General features: G+C 68.0%; 14 protein-coding genes. 11 read left to right on the forward strand and 3 right to left on the reverse strand.

Features of this window, described 5'->3' with window-relative positions; translation table 11 throughout:
• Positions 1-414: 414 nt before the first annotated feature.
• The 10 genes from QUD34_RS00395 (at position 415) to QUD34_RS00440 (ending at position 9,846) form a co-directional block, all read left to right on the forward strand.
• On the forward strand, positions 415-1,869 hold the full coding sequence (locus tag QUD34_RS00395) for an indole-3-glycerol phosphate synthase TrpC (RefSeq protein ID WP_286354604.1): 1,455 nt from the start codon (positions 415-417) through the stop codon (positions 1,867-1,869).
• Positions 1,870-1,942: 73 nt separating this feature from the next.
• Positions 1,943-3,223 (forward strand): phosphopyruvate hydratase, encoded by a 1,281-nt coding sequence (gene eno / locus QUD34_RS00400; RefSeq protein ID WP_286354605.1) that lies wholly within the window; start codon positions 1,943-1,945, stop codon positions 3,221-3,223.
• Positions 3,224-3,235: 12 nt separating this feature from the next.
• Complete coding sequence (locus QUD34_RS00405; RefSeq protein ID WP_286354606.1) at positions 3,236-3,538, forward strand: FtsB family cell division protein; 303 nt, start codon at positions 3,236-3,238, stop codon at positions 3,536-3,538.
• Positions 3,539-3,770: 232 nt separating this feature from the next.
• Entirely contained in the window at positions 3,771-4,343 is a 573-nt protein-coding gene (locus QUD34_RS00410; RefSeq protein WP_286354607.1) for a diaminopimelate epimerase, read from the forward strand.
• 114 nt (positions 4,344-4,457) lie between these two features.
• Positions 4,458-5,237 carry a ParA family protein gene (locus QUD34_RS00415; protein WP_286354608.1) on the forward strand — a complete coding sequence of 260 codons (780 nt, stop codon included), beginning with the start codon at positions 4,458-4,460 and terminating at the stop codon, positions 5,235-5,237.
• Positions 5,237-6,103: a ParB/RepB/Spo0J family partition protein gene (locus QUD34_RS00420; protein WP_286354609.1), complete on the forward strand. Its 867-nt coding sequence runs from the start codon at positions 5,237-5,239 to the stop codon at positions 6,101-6,103. The genes QUD34_RS00415 and QUD34_RS00420 overlap by 1 nt, the downstream gene beginning before the upstream one ends.
• Positions 6,104-6,130: 27 nt before the next feature.
• Complete coding sequence (accD, locus tag QUD34_RS00425) at positions 6,131-6,988, forward strand: acetyl-CoA carboxylase, carboxyltransferase subunit beta (protein ID WP_286354610.1); 858 nt, start codon at positions 6,131-6,133, stop codon at positions 6,986-6,988.
• Entirely contained in the window at positions 6,988-8,217 is a 1,230-nt protein-coding gene (locus QUD34_RS00430) for a bifunctional folylpolyglutamate synthase/dihydrofolate synthase (RefSeq protein ID WP_286354611.1), read from the forward strand. The genes accD and QUD34_RS00430 overlap by 1 nt, the downstream gene beginning before the upstream one ends.
• Before the next feature lie 40 nt (positions 8,218-8,257).
• Positions 8,258-8,926: a hypothetical protein gene (locus QUD34_RS00435; protein WP_286354612.1), complete on the forward strand. Its 669-nt coding sequence runs from the start codon at positions 8,258-8,260 to the stop codon at positions 8,924-8,926.
• A 17-nt stretch (positions 8,927-8,943) separates the two neighbouring features.
• Positions 8,944-9,846, forward strand: a complete 903-nt coding sequence (locus QUD34_RS00440; RefSeq protein WP_286354613.1) for a cation diffusion facilitator family transporter — start codon at positions 8,944-8,946, stop codon at positions 9,844-9,846.
• A gap of 6 nt (positions 9,847-9,852) precedes the next feature.
• On the opposite strand, the gene QUD34_RS00445 is transcribed toward QUD34_RS00440, so the two are convergent.
• Positions 9,853-10,287, reverse strand: a complete 435-nt coding sequence (locus tag QUD34_RS00445) for a secondary thiamine-phosphate synthase enzyme YjbQ (protein WP_286354614.1) — start codon at positions 10,285-10,287, stop codon at positions 9,853-9,855.
• Positions 10,288-10,344: 57 nt separating this feature from the next.
• Complete coding sequence (locus QUD34_RS00450) at positions 10,345-12,204, reverse strand: PKD domain-containing protein (protein ID WP_286354615.1); 1,860 nt, start codon at positions 12,202-12,204, stop codon at positions 10,345-10,347.
• A gap of 148 nt (positions 12,205-12,352) precedes the next feature.
• Between QUD34_RS00450 and QUD34_RS00455 the strand changes: the two genes are divergently transcribed.
• Complete coding sequence (locus QUD34_RS00455) at positions 12,353-13,405, forward strand: hypothetical protein (RefSeq protein ID WP_286354616.1); 1,053 nt, start codon at positions 12,353-12,355, stop codon at positions 13,403-13,405.
• A 32-nt stretch (positions 13,406-13,437) separates the two neighbouring features.
• Here the strand turns inward: QUD34_RS00455 and QUD34_RS00460 are convergent, their stop codons facing one another.
• Positions 13,438-14,604, reverse strand: coding sequence for a S1C family serine protease (locus tag QUD34_RS00460; protein WP_286354617.1), 1,167 nt, complete (start codon positions 14,602-14,604; stop codon positions 13,438-13,440).
• Positions 14,605-14,614: the final 10 nt, after the last annotated feature.

Here is a 14,614-nt window from a genome sequence, read left to right on the forward strand (position 1 = left end):
AGTTGAAGCCTAACAGGAGGAGCCTGCGACCCGCGGCACGAAGCGGAACCACTCGCCCGCGGTGCGTTCCGGCGGTTTCCGGCCGGGGTCGGGACGAGGCTGGGGCGAGGTGATCGCGAGCCGCGAAGCGGGCGATGGTGCGGGTTTCAAAGTGTCAGTGCAAACCCGCGCATCGACGCGGCGTTGCTGGATCCAGCCGTGATCGTGCGGCTCGGATGGTGGAGAAGGCGGTTCGCCCGAGGAGGAAACGAATGACCGTGGAGGGGGAGGTAGCGTCAAAAAAAATGAAGATTTTTGAGATTTCTCTGTTGACCTCATCCAGATCGCTGGTTTTATGTTGAATCAGAGGAAAAACGACCGATCATCTTCCCCATAGGGCCAACAGCGAGGTATCTGAGATTTGGAGCGTGGGAAATGCTAAAGAAAGTCGCCATCTTCAAGGCCCTGGATGTGGAAATCAAGAAGCAGCGGGGCCCTGTGGCGGTGAAAGATGCCTACAAAGGTCATCATTCGTTGAAGGAAGAGCTTAGCCAGCCTGGAATCACCATCTTAGGTGAGGTAGCCGGGGGCGACCCCGGCCGCGGGCAGGTCCGGGAGGCCTACAAGGCCTCCACCCACGCCAAGAGCCTGGTCGAAAACGGGGCCCGGGCCCTGTCCGTAGCCACGGACAAGTTCCTCTACTACGGCGAGGATAAGCACCTCTCCGAAGTCCGGGGCCAGGTGAAGGTGCCCCTGATCCGCCGCGAGTTCATCTTCGAGGAGTACCAGGTCGAGGAGAGCAAGATCCTCGGGGCGGACGCCATCTTCCTGATGCCGGCCCTGCTGAGCGACGAGCGCCTCCAGGTGCTCCTGAAGTTCGCCACCAGCAAGGGTCTCGATGTCGTGGTCGAGGTGACCTCGGAGGCCGAGCTGCAGCGCGCCGTGGAAGCGGGCGCCGACATCATCTGCGCCGTGGGAAGGAACCTCGATACCTGGGCCGCCTCCTGGGATCAGGCCGTGGCGCTGGTCAAGAAGGTGCCCAAGAGCTGCCTGAAGCTGGTCGAGGGCGGCATCCACCGGTTGGAGCAGATCAAGCAGATGGAGGCCCTGGGCGTCCATGGCCTGGTCATCGGCGATGCCCTTCTCGACGACTACTATCCCGGCAAGCGCCTGGCCCAGATCCTGGCCGGCGTGGAGCCCCCGAAAAAAGCCGCGAAGCCCAAGGGCAAGACCGGCTCTGCCGCTGAGGCGGCGCAAGCCCCCACGGCTGCATCTGCAGCCAAGGAACGCCCATCCACCCCGCGGAAAGATGCGCCCGCACCTGGCATGAAAGATGCTAAGGACAAACCATCTTTCCGTACGACCCCTTCCAACCTCGCCCAAAAGGGCGCAAAGGAGCCACCCATGGCCGAACTGACCAACCTGGTCGCCCCCACCGAACCCGTCGCCGCCAAGAAGCCGGCGAAGAAGGCTGCCCCCAAGAAGAAGGCCGCCGCCAAGAAGCCCGCCGCGAAGAAGGCCGCGCCGAAGAAGGCCGCCGCCAAGAAGCCGGCTGCCAAGAAGGCCGTGAAGAAGGCCGCGCCGAAGAAGGCCGCCGCCAAGAAGCCGGCTGCCAAGAAGGCCGTGAAGAAGGCCGCGCCGAAGAAGGCCGCCGCGAAGAAGGCTGCGCCGAAGAAGGCCGCCGCGAAGAAGGCCGCGCCGAAGAAGGCCGCTGCCAAGAAGACCGTGAAGAAGGCCGCGCCGAAGAAGGCCGCTGCCAAGAAGCCGGCCGCGAAGAAGGTCGTGAAGAAGGCCGTGAAGAAGGCCGCGCCGAAGAAGGCCGCCGCCAAGAAGCCGGCCGCCAAGAAGGTCGTGAAGAAGGCTGCGCCGAAGAAGGCCGCCAAGAAGTAGGGCCAATCGGCTCATCCAACCTGGCTAAGATCAGAGGGGCGCGCTGGCGCGCCTCTCTGAGCCGGGTGTCTCCATGATCATCATCGACCGCATTGCCGCCCTCGAAGTGCTCGACAGCCGGGGTAATCCCACGGTGCTGGCTCGAGTGCACCTTTCCGATGGGACGGTCGGTCAGGCCCTCGTTCCCTCGGGTGCCTCCACGGGGAGCCGCGAAGCCCTCGAGCGCCGGGATGGCGACAAGAAGCGCTACCTCGGCAAGGGCGTCCTCGGCGCCGTGGACGCCATCAATGTCGAACTGGCGGCCGCGCTGCAGGGCATGGATCCGCTCCAGCAGGCCGAGCTCGACGAGCTGATGTGCGACCTGGATGGGACCGAGAACAAGGCCCGCCTGGGCGCGAACGCCATCCTGGGCGTGTCCATGGCCCTGGCCGACGCCGCGGCCCAGGCCTCCCGCATGCCCCTCTACCGCTATCTGGGCGGCGCCTCCGCCCGGCTGCTCCCCGTGCCGATGATGAACATCCTCAACGGCGGGGCCCACGCGGACAACAATGTGGACATCCAGGAGTTCATGGCGCTGCCGGTGGGTGCTCCGAGCTTCCGGGAGGCCCTCCGCTGGGGGGTCGAGGTCTACCATGCCCTCAAGGGCGTCCTGAAGGCCCGCAAGCTGTCGACGGGGGTTGGGGACGAGGGTGGGTTCGCCCCGAACCTGGGCTCCAATGAGGAGGCCCTGGAGCTCATTGGCGAGGCCGTGAAGAAGGCTGGGTTCAAGCTTGGCAAGGATGTCTTCCTCGGGCTGGACTGCGCCGCCAGCGAATTCCACACCGGCAAGACCTACGCCCTGGATGGCGCCCACAAGACCCCGGCCCAGCTGGTGGCGTATTACGAGGGTCTGGTGGCCCGGCACCCCATCGTCTCCATCGAGGACGGCTTCGCCGAGGGGGACTGGAAGGGCTGGAAGGCCCAGACCGTCGCCATGGGTGCCAAGACCCAGCTGGTGGGCGACGACCTCTTCGTGACCAATCCGGCGATCCTCGCCAAGGGCATCCAGGAGGGCGTGGCCAACGCCATCCTGATCAAGCTGAATCAGATCGGGACGGTCACCGAGACCCTGAAGGCCGTGGACATGGCTCACAAGGCCGGTTATCGAGCCATCATCAGCCACCGGAGCGGTGAGACCGAGGACAGCTTCATCGCGGACCTGGCCGTGGCCACCGGCGCGGGGCAGATCAAGACCGGCGCCCCCTGCCGCACCGACCGCGTGGCCAAGTACAACCGCCTGCTTCAGATCGAGTGGGAACTGGGCGCTGCCGCCCAGTACGCGGGCCGCGAGGCCTTTGGATCCCGCCTCAGCTAGGAGGTTCCGGGCATGAATGCCAACTGGCTCCTGAAGTCCTCCACCCTGTGGGGCGTGCTGGGAGCCTCGGGCCTGCTCTCTCTGATGGCGCTGCTCTTTTCGGAGGGCGGCCTGCCCGAGTTGCGCAAGCGCGAGGCGGAGCTGGCCACCGCCCACGCCCGCCTGGTGGAGCTGAACCGGCGCAACCGGGAGCTGCTGGAGGAGGTCCAGCGTCTGGCGGCGAAGGACCCCGAGCTCATGGAAGCCCTGGCCCGCCGCCAGGGCTACGCGCGCCCCGGCGAGACGGTCTACACCTTCCGCAACCGGGAGCGGTAGCTTGGAACTGCATCTCGCCTCCGCCTCGGGCAATGTGTTCGGCTACCTCTGGGCCGATGAGGCTAAAGATTGTTCTGGCGAGGATTATGCAAAAATCCTCTGCCCGAGGGGGCACGGGTTCGGTTTAGATGGCCTTTTTTTGATGCAAAAGCCGGAATCGGGGTTCTGGCAGCTGGAGCACTGGGATACCGACGGATCTAAATCCTTTTGTTCCAATGGAAGCAGGGCGGCCATGGCCATCCCCGGAGCCCCGGAAGGCCCCCTGGTCGAAGCGCTCTCCAGTGGCGAGCGCATTCTCCTTCGTCGGGATGAATGCGGCGTCGGCATTCGCATGCCCGAGGGAAGGGGCTTCGGCCTGCGGCCCGTTCCCATGGCCACGGAAGGGCCCGCGGGCTTCGGCTGGATCGGCAACCCGCAGCTGGTCCTGCGCGTGCCGTCCGTGGCGGCGGTGGACCTCCCGGTCCTGGCGCCGCCGCTCCGCCATCACGCGGCCCTCGTCGGCGGCACCAATGTGAATGTGGTCGAGGTGGTCGCGCCGGGCGAGGCGCGCATCCGTTCCTGGGAACGCGGTGTCGAAGGCGAAACGCTCTGCTGCGGAACGGGCAGCGCCGTCGCGGCGGCCTGGCTCACCCGGACGGAAGGCCCCGGCACCTGGCGCCTGCACACGGCGGGGGGCGAGGTGGTCACGGTGAGCCTCACCCTGGATGCCGAGGGCGCGTGGCACGACTTGTGGCTTTCCGGCCCGGTCCGGCGGCTGGGGATCATCCATCCAGAACCCTCGCTCCTGCTGCGGATGCAACACTGACAGCACCGGCACTTCGCCGTGGAACCCGACCTGCTAGACTGGCGTGTTCCACACCCGAAGGGATGCCGAGATGCGTGGTTTGTCCAGCGCCAGAGCGATGATGAGGGCCGCCTGATGCGAGCCCGGGTGGTGGCACTGGCCAATCAGAAGGGCGGGGTGGGCAAGACCACGACGGCCATCAACCTCGCGGCTTCGCTCGCGATGATGGAGAAGATGGTCCTGCTGGTGGACTTCGATCCCCAGGGCCACAGCACCACCGGCCTCGGGTTCCCCAAGCCGGATCACCGCGCCGGATCCTACGCGCTGATGAAGGGCGCTCCGGCCGAGGCCCTGGTGCTGAGCACCGAAGTCCCCATGATGCAGGTGATCCCCGCAGGCAAGGACCTGGCGCAGCTGGAGTTCGAGCTCTTCGAGCTGCCCCAGCTCCAGGTGCTGCGGCAGGGCCTCGCGCCGCTCATGGACCGCTTCGACTACATCCTCATCGATCCGCCGCCCAGCCTCGGCATGATCACCCTGAACGCCCTCACGGCGGCGGACGAGGTCATCGTCCCCATGCCCTGCGAATTCTTCGCGCTCGATGGTCTGGCGGAACTCACCGAAACACTCCGGCGCATCCAGGCCGGTCCGAACCCGCGTCTCCGGCTCGGCGGCATCCTGCTGACCATGGCTGAGGAGCGGACCAACCTCGGGGCGGCGGTCGCCGCCGAAGTGCGCCACGCCTTCCCGGGCAAGGTCTTCCAGACCATGATTCCCCGCAACATCCGGCTCGCCGAGGCACCCAGCCACGGCAAGCCCGTGGCCTTCTACGACCTGCGATCCAAGGGCGCCCAGGCCTACCTCAACCTCGCCAAGGAGTGGTTGGAGTTGGATGTGCCCGCGAGGAGGGAAGCTTGATGACCCAGCTGAAGCGCCCGGCCCTGGGCCGGGGACTGACCTCGCTCATGAGCCAGATGGCGCCGGACGATGCCAACCAGCGGGAGCTGCCCCTGGGCAGCTTGGTGCCCAACCGCGCCCAGCCCCGCACGCACTTCGACGAGACCGCCCTGGCGGAACTCGCCGAAAGCCTGAAGCAGCACGGCATGGTCCAGCCCATCGTCGTCCGCAAGGTCGGCGAGCAGTTCGAGATCATCGCCGGCGAGCGCCGCTGGCGGGCAGCCCGGAAGGCCGGCATCGCCATGGTGCCGGTGGTGATCAAGGAGGTCCCGGACGACCGCCTGCTGGAGTTCGCCCTGGTCGAGAACATCCAGCGCCAGGAGTTGAACCCCATCGAGGAGGCCACGGCCTACTGGCAGCTGGGGGAGCACCTCCGGCTCACCCAGGAGCAGGTGGCGGACCGCGTCGGCAAGTCCCGGCCCCAGGTCGCCAACACCCTGCGCCTGCTGCGCCTGCCGGCCGAGTTGAAGGAGGATGTCTCCCATGGCCGCCTCAGCACCGGCCACGCCAAGGTGCTGCTCGGCGTGGCGGATCCCCGCCTCCAGGAACAGCTCGCCCATGAGGTCGTGGAGCAGCAGCTGAGCGTGCGCGCCCTGGAGGCCCGCATCCAGCACCTCCAGAAGCAGAGCAAGACGAAGGGCAAGAAGAAGCATCCCCAGGAGTTGTTCATCAAGGCCGCGGCGGAGGAGCTCACCCAGTCTTGGGGCACCCGCATCGAGATCAAGGCCAAGGGCAAGACGGGCACCCTGGTCATGCACTACGGCAGCGAAGGCGAGTTGGACCGCCTCTTCGAGGCCCTCAAGCACGGTCCGGCGAAGCGCCGCTAGCACCGTGTCCCAAGGTTAGGAGTCCCCATGTCGTCCTGGTTCGTGAAGAAGCGTCAGCAGAAGACCGCCGTCGAGGAGAAGACCGTCCGCGTGCCCGAGGGCCTCTGGATCAAGTGCGAGGCCTGCAAGGAGTTGATCTACCGCAAGGAACTGGTCAACACCCACAATGTCTGCCCCAAGTGCGGCTACCACTTCCGCATCGGGGTGGATGAGCGGCTGGAGAACCTGCTGGACGAGGGCTGGACCGTCCTCTTCAGCCATCTGCGGAGCGGGGATCCCCTCGGGTTCGTCTCCACCAAGAGCTACAAGGATCAGCTGAAGAAGCTGGAGCAGGCCGGCCAGACTGAGGATGCCGTGGTCGTGGTGGAAGGCACCCTCTCGGGCACCCCGGTGGTGGCCGCCGTCATGAACTTCGACTTCCTGGCCGCCAGCATGGGCAGCGTGGTGGGCGAGAAGATGAGGCTGGGGGCCGAGCGGGCCCTGGAGAAGCAGTGCGCCTACCTCATCGTGAGCTGCAGCGGAGGCGCCCGCATGCAGGAGGGCACCCTGTCGCTCATGCAGATGGCCAAGGTGAGCGCCGCCCTGGCCAAGCTCGACAAGGCCGGCCTGCCCTACCTCAGCATCCTGACCGATCCCACCACGGGCGGCGTGAGCGCGAGCTTCGCCATGCTGGGTGACCTGAACATCGCCGAGCCCAAGGCCCTCATTGGTTTTGCCGGACCCCGCGTCATTGAGCAGACCATCAAGCAGAGCCTTCCCGAGGGTTTCCAGCGCTCGGAATTCCTTCAGGCCCACGGCATGGTGGACAAGGTGGTGAACCGCGATCACCTCAAGGATTTCATCGCCGCCTGCCTGGTGTGGATGATGCCTTCGCCCAGGGACTGATGAACGGCGACCTGGACCTCGTCAACATTCCGCGCCTGCAGGAGCGGGGACACCTCGGCATCAAGTGCGGGCTGGAGAACATCCATGCCCTGCTGGATGGGCTGGGCCGCCCCGATGGGAACTACCCGGTCATCCTCATCGCGGGCACCAACGGCAAGGGCAGCACCGGGGCCTTCCTGGCGCACATGCTGAAGGCCGCGGGCTTTGTGGTGGGATGGACCACCTCGCCCCATCTGGTGGATGTCACCGAGCGCATCTGGGTGGATGGCGAGCCCATCGGCGCCGGCGCTTTGGAGCTGCTGCTGGGGGAGGCCTTCGAGGCCGAGGTCCGAGCCGGCCTCCAGGCCACCTACTTCGAACTGATGATCACGGCGGCCCTGTCGGCCTTCCGCATGACCGGCGTGGAAGTCGCCCTGGTCGAGGTGGGCATGGGCGGACGCTGGGATGCCACCAACGCCACGGACCCCCTTCTCACCGTGCTCACCAGCGTGGGCCTGGACCACCAGCAGTACCTGGGCGACACCCGGGAGGCCATCGCCCGGGAGAAGCTCTGCACGGCCCGCGATGGCCGTCCCCTCGTGCTGGGACCCACCCTGGACCCCGCCTGGATCCGCCCCCTCCTCTCCAGCGAGCCCACCCTGCATCCCGCGCCCCACCTGGGGCCCGCCGACATCCGCTGGGACCATTCCCGGGTGGGTGACAGGCGCGTGGGCCTGGCGGGACTCCACCAGCTGGACAACCTGGCCACGGCCTTCGAGGTGGTGCGCCAGCTCCAGGCCCTGGGCTTCCCCATTCCCGACGACCGTCTGTGGTCGGGCGTGGCCGAGACCCGCTGGCCCGGCCGCCTCTGGAAGGTGCCGGGGCTCGAGGGCGTGTGGATGGACGGCGCCCACAATCCCGATGGAGCCCGGGTGCTCGCGGACCATGCCCTGGCCTGCGGTGTGCGGCCCCACCTCTATTTCGGGGCCATGGGCGACAAGGACCTGGCGGGCGTGGCCGCGGAGTTGAAGCGGATGCGGCCCCTGTCGGTGTCGTTCATCCAAGGCGATGCCCCGCGGTACGCCACGGCTTCGGCCCTGGGGCAGGCCTGGGGGCTGGAGGCCCCGATGCTGACCCTGCGGCAGGCGGTGGCCCACCTGAAGGCGCCCTCCGACGCCCCGCGTCTGGTGACGGGCTCCCTCTACTTGGTGGGCGACCTGCTGCGCGAGCTCGGGATTCCCGCCCGCTGACCGGACCCAAGTTTCGGGGCGCGCCGGCCGATGAGACGGTGTGCGACGAATTCTGCTGATGGCCTGCCTCGCGGGTGCCCTGGGCGCCCAGGCGCCGCACCGCATCCTCGCGGTGGAGCGCAAGGGGCTGCCCCCCTACGAAATCGCTGACCGCATCTACCGGCTGGAAGGCGGACAGGACCGCGGGCTTCGGGTGGGCCACCGCCTGGCCTTCCGCCGCCCGGGGGAAGCCAGGACGCTGGGGCATTTCCGGGTGGTCGAGGTGCGGGCCACCGAGGCCGAGGCTCGCTTCGAGCCCGCCGGAACAGCCTATCCGCTGAAGGGGGATCTGGCCTGCCGCGAGGACCTGGCGGGCCTGCCGGTCCTCCCCCTCCCGGAGCCGGGACCGATCCCCGTCCCGGTCCACCCCGACCGGCCGGCAGGGCCGCCGCCGCAGGAAGGGGTGATCTTCTTCCTGCCCCAGCGCGCCGACCTGAGCCCCGCCGGGCAGCAGAAACTGAGGACCTGGGTGGAGACCTGGGGCGCGCCGGGCCGCTGGGTCGTGCAGGTCCCCGCGACCAGGGCCCTCAAGCCGGCCCTTCAGAAACAGCGGACGGAGTCGCTGCTGGCCGGGTTGCGGGAGCTCGGCATCGAGCATCCGGTCGTGGAGACTGATCCGCGGACGGCGGACGGCAAGTACGATCCGGCCTGGATTCGCCACTGGGACTGAGGCGCTAACCTGGACCCATGTCCTCCGGTTCCGCTCGTGCCGTCGCCCTCGCCCTCGTCGCCAACGGCGGGATCGCCGTCTCCAAGTTCGGGGTCTTCCTGCTCACGGGCAGTTCGAGCCTCCTGACCGAGGCCATCCACTCCACCGCGGACTGCATCAACCAGGCCCTGCTCTTCCTCGGCATGCGCCAAGGCGCCAAGCCCGCCACGGCCAAGCACCCTCTCGGGCATGGCCAGGCGGCCTTCGTGGCCAGCTTCCTGGTGGCCCTGCTGCTCTTCAGCGTGGGCGGCCTCTACTCCCTGGTGGAGGGCCTCCACAAGATCCGGCACCCCGAGCAGCCGCACCAGCTCGGATGGGCCGTGGCCCTGCTGGTCTTCGCCATCGGCCTGGAGGGCTGGTCCCTGCGCGGCGCCCTCCGCGCGGCCGGGCCCGAGCGGCGGGGGCGCTCCCTGCTGCGCTACCTGCGCCAATCCAGCAGCACCGAGCTGGTGGTGGTGCTGGCGGAGGACATCGCGGCCCTCCTGGGTCTGCTGTTTGCCCTGGCCGCCGTGCTGCTGACCCTGGTCACGGGCAACCCCGTGTGGGACGGCATCGGAAGCGTGGCCATCGGGCTCCTCCTCATCGCCGTGGCGGGCTTCGTCGGCGTGGAGGTGACCAGCCTCCTCCTGAACGAGGCGCCGCCCCTGGCATTGAGGGCGGCCCTCCGCGCCGCCGTGGACGAGGATCCGGCGGTGGACCGCGTGCTGAATCTGGTGGCCGTCCTCGTGGGGAGCGACCGTCTCATGGTGGCCCTGCAGGTGAAGTTCCGGGACCAGCCCAGCGGCACGGCCCTGGTGGCGGCCATCAACGCCCTGGAACGCCGCCTCCACGAGCGCTTTCCCCAGATTCAGCACCTCTTCGTGGAGCCCGACGAGGCCTGAGACCGATCATTCCCCGATGATCTTAATAAGGATGCGCTTGTCCCGCCGGCCGTCGAATTCACCGTAGAAGATCTGTTCCCAGGTGCCGAAATCCAGATGGCCGCCCGTGATGGCCACCACCACCTCCCGGCCCATGATCTGGCGCTTGTGGTGGGCGTCGCCGTTGTCCTCGCCACTGCGGTTGTGGAGGTAGCCTCCCTGGGCGGGATCGGATCCCGGGTTGAAGGGCGCCAGCCGCTCCAGCCAACGGAGGTAATCCTGCTTGAGGCCGGATTCCTCATCATTGATGAACACGCTGGAAGTGATGTGCATGGAGTTCACCAGGCAGAGGCCCTCCTGCACGCCGCTGGCCCGGACGGCGGCGGCCACTTCCTCCGTGATGTTCACGAAACCGGTCCGGCCGGGGATATGGAGCGTGAGGACCTTCCGATGGCTCTTCATGGGCGAAGCATAACGAAAACCCCGGGCCGGAGCCCGGGGTTCGTGGAATCGGGGGGATCAGTAGCCGGCGATCTGGAAATCGTCGAAATTCACGCGGTTGGCGCTACCGTCGGTCTTGCGGACCTCGAACCGGATGGCGCCGGCCACATTGACGGTGAAGGTGGCGGTGGCGAGCGTGGTGGAGGTGGTGGTCACGGTGCTGCCGGCCTGGGCCCAGGTGGAGCCGCCGTTGGTGGAGTACCAGAGGCCCCAGGTGGAGTTGCCGTCGGTGCCGTACTTGGCATGCTTGAGGGAGACGGTCTTGGCCCCGGTGGGGAAGGTGAAGCCCATGGTCACCTTGCCGCTGTTGCGGACGCGTACGCTCTGGGCGCCGGCCTTCCGGTCGCTGGTGGTATTGCCCAGGAGGGCGTCATCCAAGGTCCAGGTACCGGTGGCCAGGGCGACCGTGCCGAGGGCGTAGGCGCCCTTGGTGCCGGTGTTGAAGGCCTCGGTCAGGCTGGATCCGGCGCTGGCGGTGAAGGCCGCCGCGAGGGTGTGGTTGGCCGTCACATTGCTGAAGGTGTAGGTGCCGAGGGCCCCCTGGTTGACGCCATCCACGGTGACGCTGCTGATCACATAGCCCGCGGCCGGGGAGATGGTGAAGGTCTGGCTTCCGCCGTTCGCCACGCTGACGGCACCCGCCGGGCTGATGGTTCCGCCCGGGCCGGCGCTGGCGGTGAGGGTGAAGGAGGCGGCGTTCACGGTGATGGTGCGGGTGGCCGAAGCGGACTGCCCCTGGTTGCTGGTGGCCGTGAAGGTGGCCGTGTAGTTGCCGGCCGTGGGGTAGGTGTGGCTGACGGGGCCGAGGGCCGTGGCGGTACCGCCGTCTCCGAAGGCCCAGCTGTAGCTCAGGGTGCTGCTGTCTGAGATGCTGGCGCTGCCCTGGAAGGTCACCGCGCCTCCCGCGGTGATCGTCGGATTGGAGGCGGGGGAGACGATGCCCACCACCGGGACCGGAGCGCTGGTGGCCCCCGCCAGGTAGGTGGTGGCGTTGAGGAAGAAGGCCCGGTTGCTGTTGAGGGTGTAGCTGTTGTGGAGGGCCTTGCCGGAAGTGCTGGTGGTACCGTCATCGGCCGGGGCGCTGTCGCTGATGGCCACCACCCGGCCGGCCCCCACGGTGCAGGTCACGATGAAGGAGCCGGTGTCTCCCGACACCTGGGTGTGGAGGATCTCCTGGACATTCGGGTTCTGGGCGGGGTTGAGGTTCAGGTAGGAGTAGGAATGGAAGTCCATCAGGCCCAGCGAGCCGTAGGTCCCGTGGATGATGGCCTGCTCGGCGGGGCTGGTGCCCAGGGCGAAGGCCGTGCTGGTGGTGTTCGCCAGCGCATCACCCGGCCCGTGTCCGGGCACGAAGGTGAAGCCGTAGGGATTGCCGCCGTTCACCGCCACCAGATCGTTGAACACCGTGTAGGCATCCGTGCCGCCCGTGCCGCTGTAGCGGATGGCGCCGGGGTGGTTGCCGACCATGAAGAGGCCGCCGCCGTTTTGCACGAAGGTGAAGATGGCCTGCTTCTCGGCGGCGGTGAACTTCAGGTAAGGCTCGGGGATGACATAGACCGCGTAGTTGCTCAGGTCCTGGGGATTGGTGGCATCGCCGTAGGTCACGCGCCCCGCGGGTGGGAGCGTCTGCACCGCATACCCGGCCTTGAAGAGGTCGAAGCCCCAGGCGCTGATGCCGCCGTTCCAGTCCGCTTCGGAGGCGGGCGCGGCGGGGCTGGGGTTGGGCTCGCTGCCGGAGCAGATCACCCACTCGGCCGAGGTGCCGGCTTCTTCGTGCCGGGTGTGGTCGAAGAGGACTTTTTTCGGAGTCTGGGCCTCCAGGGCCAGACCTAGGCCCAGGGCCAGGGCCGGGATCAACAGGATGCGGAACGCGCGCATGGTCACCTCATGGAAAGGAAGGATTCCACCCCATTCCACCCGCCCCGGGCGTGACCGCGAGGTGAATTCGGCGGTCTTAACAACAATTAACATCCGGGCCCTTCCGGTACCTCCAGGGCACACTGGTGGAACCCTTCCAGGACCCGACATGCTCCTCGTTCCCGCCCTCCTTCTCCTCCTGCAGACGCCCGTGCCCGCCCCGGCCGCGACCCCGCCGCCGGATCCCGTGCCGCCCGCGCGCATCGAGCTGACCACGCCCTTCCCGGTGCACCTCGGAAGCGTGGGGCCGCGCGAGGTCCGCGAGGCGGTCTACGGCATCAAGAGCACCCACGACCGGCCCTTCCACCTCCGCGTGCTGGATCTTTCCCTCGGCCTGAGCCTGGAGGGGGACCAGCTGGCCGCGCCCCTGCAGCCGGGCGAAGTCCGCCTGGTGAAGGTGAAGGTGGATCCGACGGGCCTGCTGGGCTTCATCAAGGGGGCGGTGCGCCTGGGCACGGACGACCCCGGGCAGCCCAACTACATCCTGCGCTATGACATGATCGTGCGGCCCGAGGCGTCCGTGGATGCCGAGCGGAAGACCCTGGGCGAGGTGGCGCCCCACGAGAGCCCGGAGCTCCGCTTCCATTTCCGCCGCGAGGGCGGTGATCCCCTCAAGCTGGTGCTGGCCTCCGAGCTCCCGCCCCACCTCGAGGCGGAGCTGATCCACGAGGGCGAGACCGGGGACCTGCGCCTGACCCTGCGGCCCGGCAGACTCCAGCCCGGCGTGACGGCGGGGCTGGAGGTGCTGAAAGTGGCCACCAACGCGCCCAAGCAGCCCTTGTTCGCCCTGTATGTGGACTGGCGGATCGTGCAGCCGGTGATGGCCAGCCCCTCGCGCCTGGTATTCACGGACCCGAAGACCACGCTTCTGAGTGTGGAACTGACGGCGCGCGACGGCCGACCCTTCCGCGTGCTGAAGGCCGAGATCGAAGGACAGGGCTTCAGCCTGCTGGACGGCCCGGGGCCGGAAGCCGCCCGCCAGGTGCTGAGGATCCGCCGCACGGGCCACACGGCGGAAGCCATGCTGGTGCTCCAGTGCTCCAACCTGGAGGTGCCCCTGAAGGTGCCCCTGCGCTATCTGGATCCGAAGGCACGACCGGCGAAGGGGGCCGCGCCGGTCCCGGCCCCGGCGGAAGACGCAGGGCCGCGGCACAGGCATTGATCCAGACCCGAACCCAGGTCTGAGTTCGGGAATCAGAGGCTGGTCGGGACGGCCTTGCTGCCTTTGAGGCGGAGGGTGACCTTGATCACCTGGCCCTCCCGCAGGACATCGAAGACGACCTCGTCGGCGGGGGGCTCCAGCTCGAGCATGGCCAGGAACTGGCCCTCGTTCTCGATGACCCGGCCCTGGTAGGCCAGCAGGATGTCGCCCATGGTCTTCACGCGCCCATCCGCATCCACTTCCAGCGGGCGGAGCCCCGCCCGGCCGGCGGGTGAATCCGCATCCACCTCTTTCACCACCAGGCCGCGGGTGATGCCGAAGACCCGGTGGGCCTCGTAGGCGAGAAGGGCGACGAAGCCCATGCGGGGGGGTTCCAGGCGGTCCCGGGCGATGAGCTTTGGCACGATGTCGTTGAGGGTGTCGACGGGGATGGCGAAGCCGATGCCCACGGAGGCCCCCGTGGCCGCGGCGATGGCGGTGTTCATGCCCACCAGGCGGCCGGTGCTGTCAAGGAGCGGGCCGCCGGAGTTGCCGGGGTTCACCGCGGCGTCCGTCTGGATGGCGTTCAGGATCCGCGTGTTGTAGCCCGTGTCGATCCCCCGGCCCAGGGCGGAGATGACGCCCTTGGTCAGCGAGTGGTCCAGGCCGAAGGGGTTGCCGATGGCCATGACGGATTGGCCCACCTGCAGGTCGTGGCTGCGGCCGATGGGGATGGGCCGCATGGCTTCCAGGGGCGCGAAGACCTGGAGCACGGCGATGTCGAGGGCGAAGCTGGTGCCGATGACCCGGCCCTTGTAGGTCTTCCCGTCCGCCAGCGTGACCTCCACCTCGTCCACATCGCGGACCCGCCGTCCGCCCTCCTCCACGGTGATGACATGGTGGTTGGTGACCACATGGCCCCACTCGTCCCACACGAACCCGGTGCCCGTGCCCGTGGGAACCTTGGTGATGTCCAGCGTCCGCGGGTCCTGCGCGGGGGCGATGGCCGAGACATAGACCACGCTGGGCTTGGCCTCCTTGAAGCGCCGGATCGTGTTCTTCTCCTCGGCCCCCAGCGGCGCCCTCTGGGTCACGACGCGGGGTTTCGCGTGGGCACGGAAGCGCTGGATCGTCGCATCCTCCGTGGGGGCGGATTTGGGAGGCTCCTGGGCCCCGAGGAGGGTGGTCAGGAGGAGGAGGGTGCAGGACAGGCGGATCATGGGGGCTCCC

Source organism: Geothrix oryzae, from assembly GCF_030295385.1.
Lineage (GTDB): Bacteria > Acidobacteriota > Holophagae > Holophagales > Holophagaceae > Geothrix > Geothrix oryzae.

What these genes read in the sequence shown, in the direction of transcription:
- QUD34_RS00395 (WP_286354604.1), top strand. Translation starts at nt 415, where the DNA reads ATGCTAAAGAAAGTCGCCATCTTCAAGGCCCTGGATGTGGAAATCAAG.
- eno (WP_286354605.1), top strand. Translation starts at nt 1,943, where the DNA reads ATGATCATCATCGACCGCATTGCCGCCCTCGAAGTGCTCGACAGCCGG.
- QUD34_RS00405 (WP_286354606.1), top strand. Translation starts at nt 3,236, where the DNA reads ATGAATGCCAACTGGCTCCTGAAGTCCTCCACCCTGTGGGGCGTGCTG.
- QUD34_RS00410 (WP_286354607.1), top strand. Translation starts at nt 3,771, where the DNA reads ATGGCCATCCCCGGAGCCCCGGAAGGCCCCCTGGTCGAAGCGCTCTCC.
- QUD34_RS00415 (WP_286354608.1), top strand. Translation starts at nt 4,458, where the DNA reads ATGCGAGCCCGGGTGGTGGCACTGGCCAATCAGAAGGGCGGGGTGGGC.
- QUD34_RS00420 (WP_286354609.1), top strand. Translation starts at nt 5,237, where the DNA reads ATGACCCAGCTGAAGCGCCCGGCCCTGGGCCGGGGACTGACCTCGCTC.
- accD (WP_286354610.1), top strand. Translation starts at nt 6,131, where the DNA reads ATGTCGTCCTGGTTCGTGAAGAAGCGTCAGCAGAAGACCGCCGTCGAG.
- QUD34_RS00430 (WP_286354611.1), top strand. Translation starts at nt 6,988, where the DNA reads ATGAACGGCGACCTGGACCTCGTCAACATTCCGCGCCTGCAGGAGCGG.
- QUD34_RS00440 (WP_286354613.1), top strand. Translation starts at nt 8,944, where the DNA reads ATGTCCTCCGGTTCCGCTCGTGCCGTCGCCCTCGCCCTCGTCGCCAAC.
- QUD34_RS00445 (WP_286354614.1), bottom strand. Translation starts at nt 10,287, where the DNA reads ATGAAGAGCCATCGGAAGGTCCTCACGCTCCATATCCCCGGCCGGACC.
- QUD34_RS00450 (WP_286354615.1), bottom strand. Translation starts at nt 12,204, where the DNA reads ATGCGCGCGTTCCGCATCCTGTTGATCCCGGCCCTGGCCCTGGGCCTA.
- QUD34_RS00455 (WP_286354616.1), top strand. Translation starts at nt 12,353, where the DNA reads ATGCTCCTCGTTCCCGCCCTCCTTCTCCTCCTGCAGACGCCCGTGCCC.
- QUD34_RS00460 (WP_286354617.1), bottom strand. Translation starts at nt 14,604, where the DNA reads ATGATCCGCCTGTCCTGCACCCTCCTCCTCCTGACCACCCTCCTCGGG.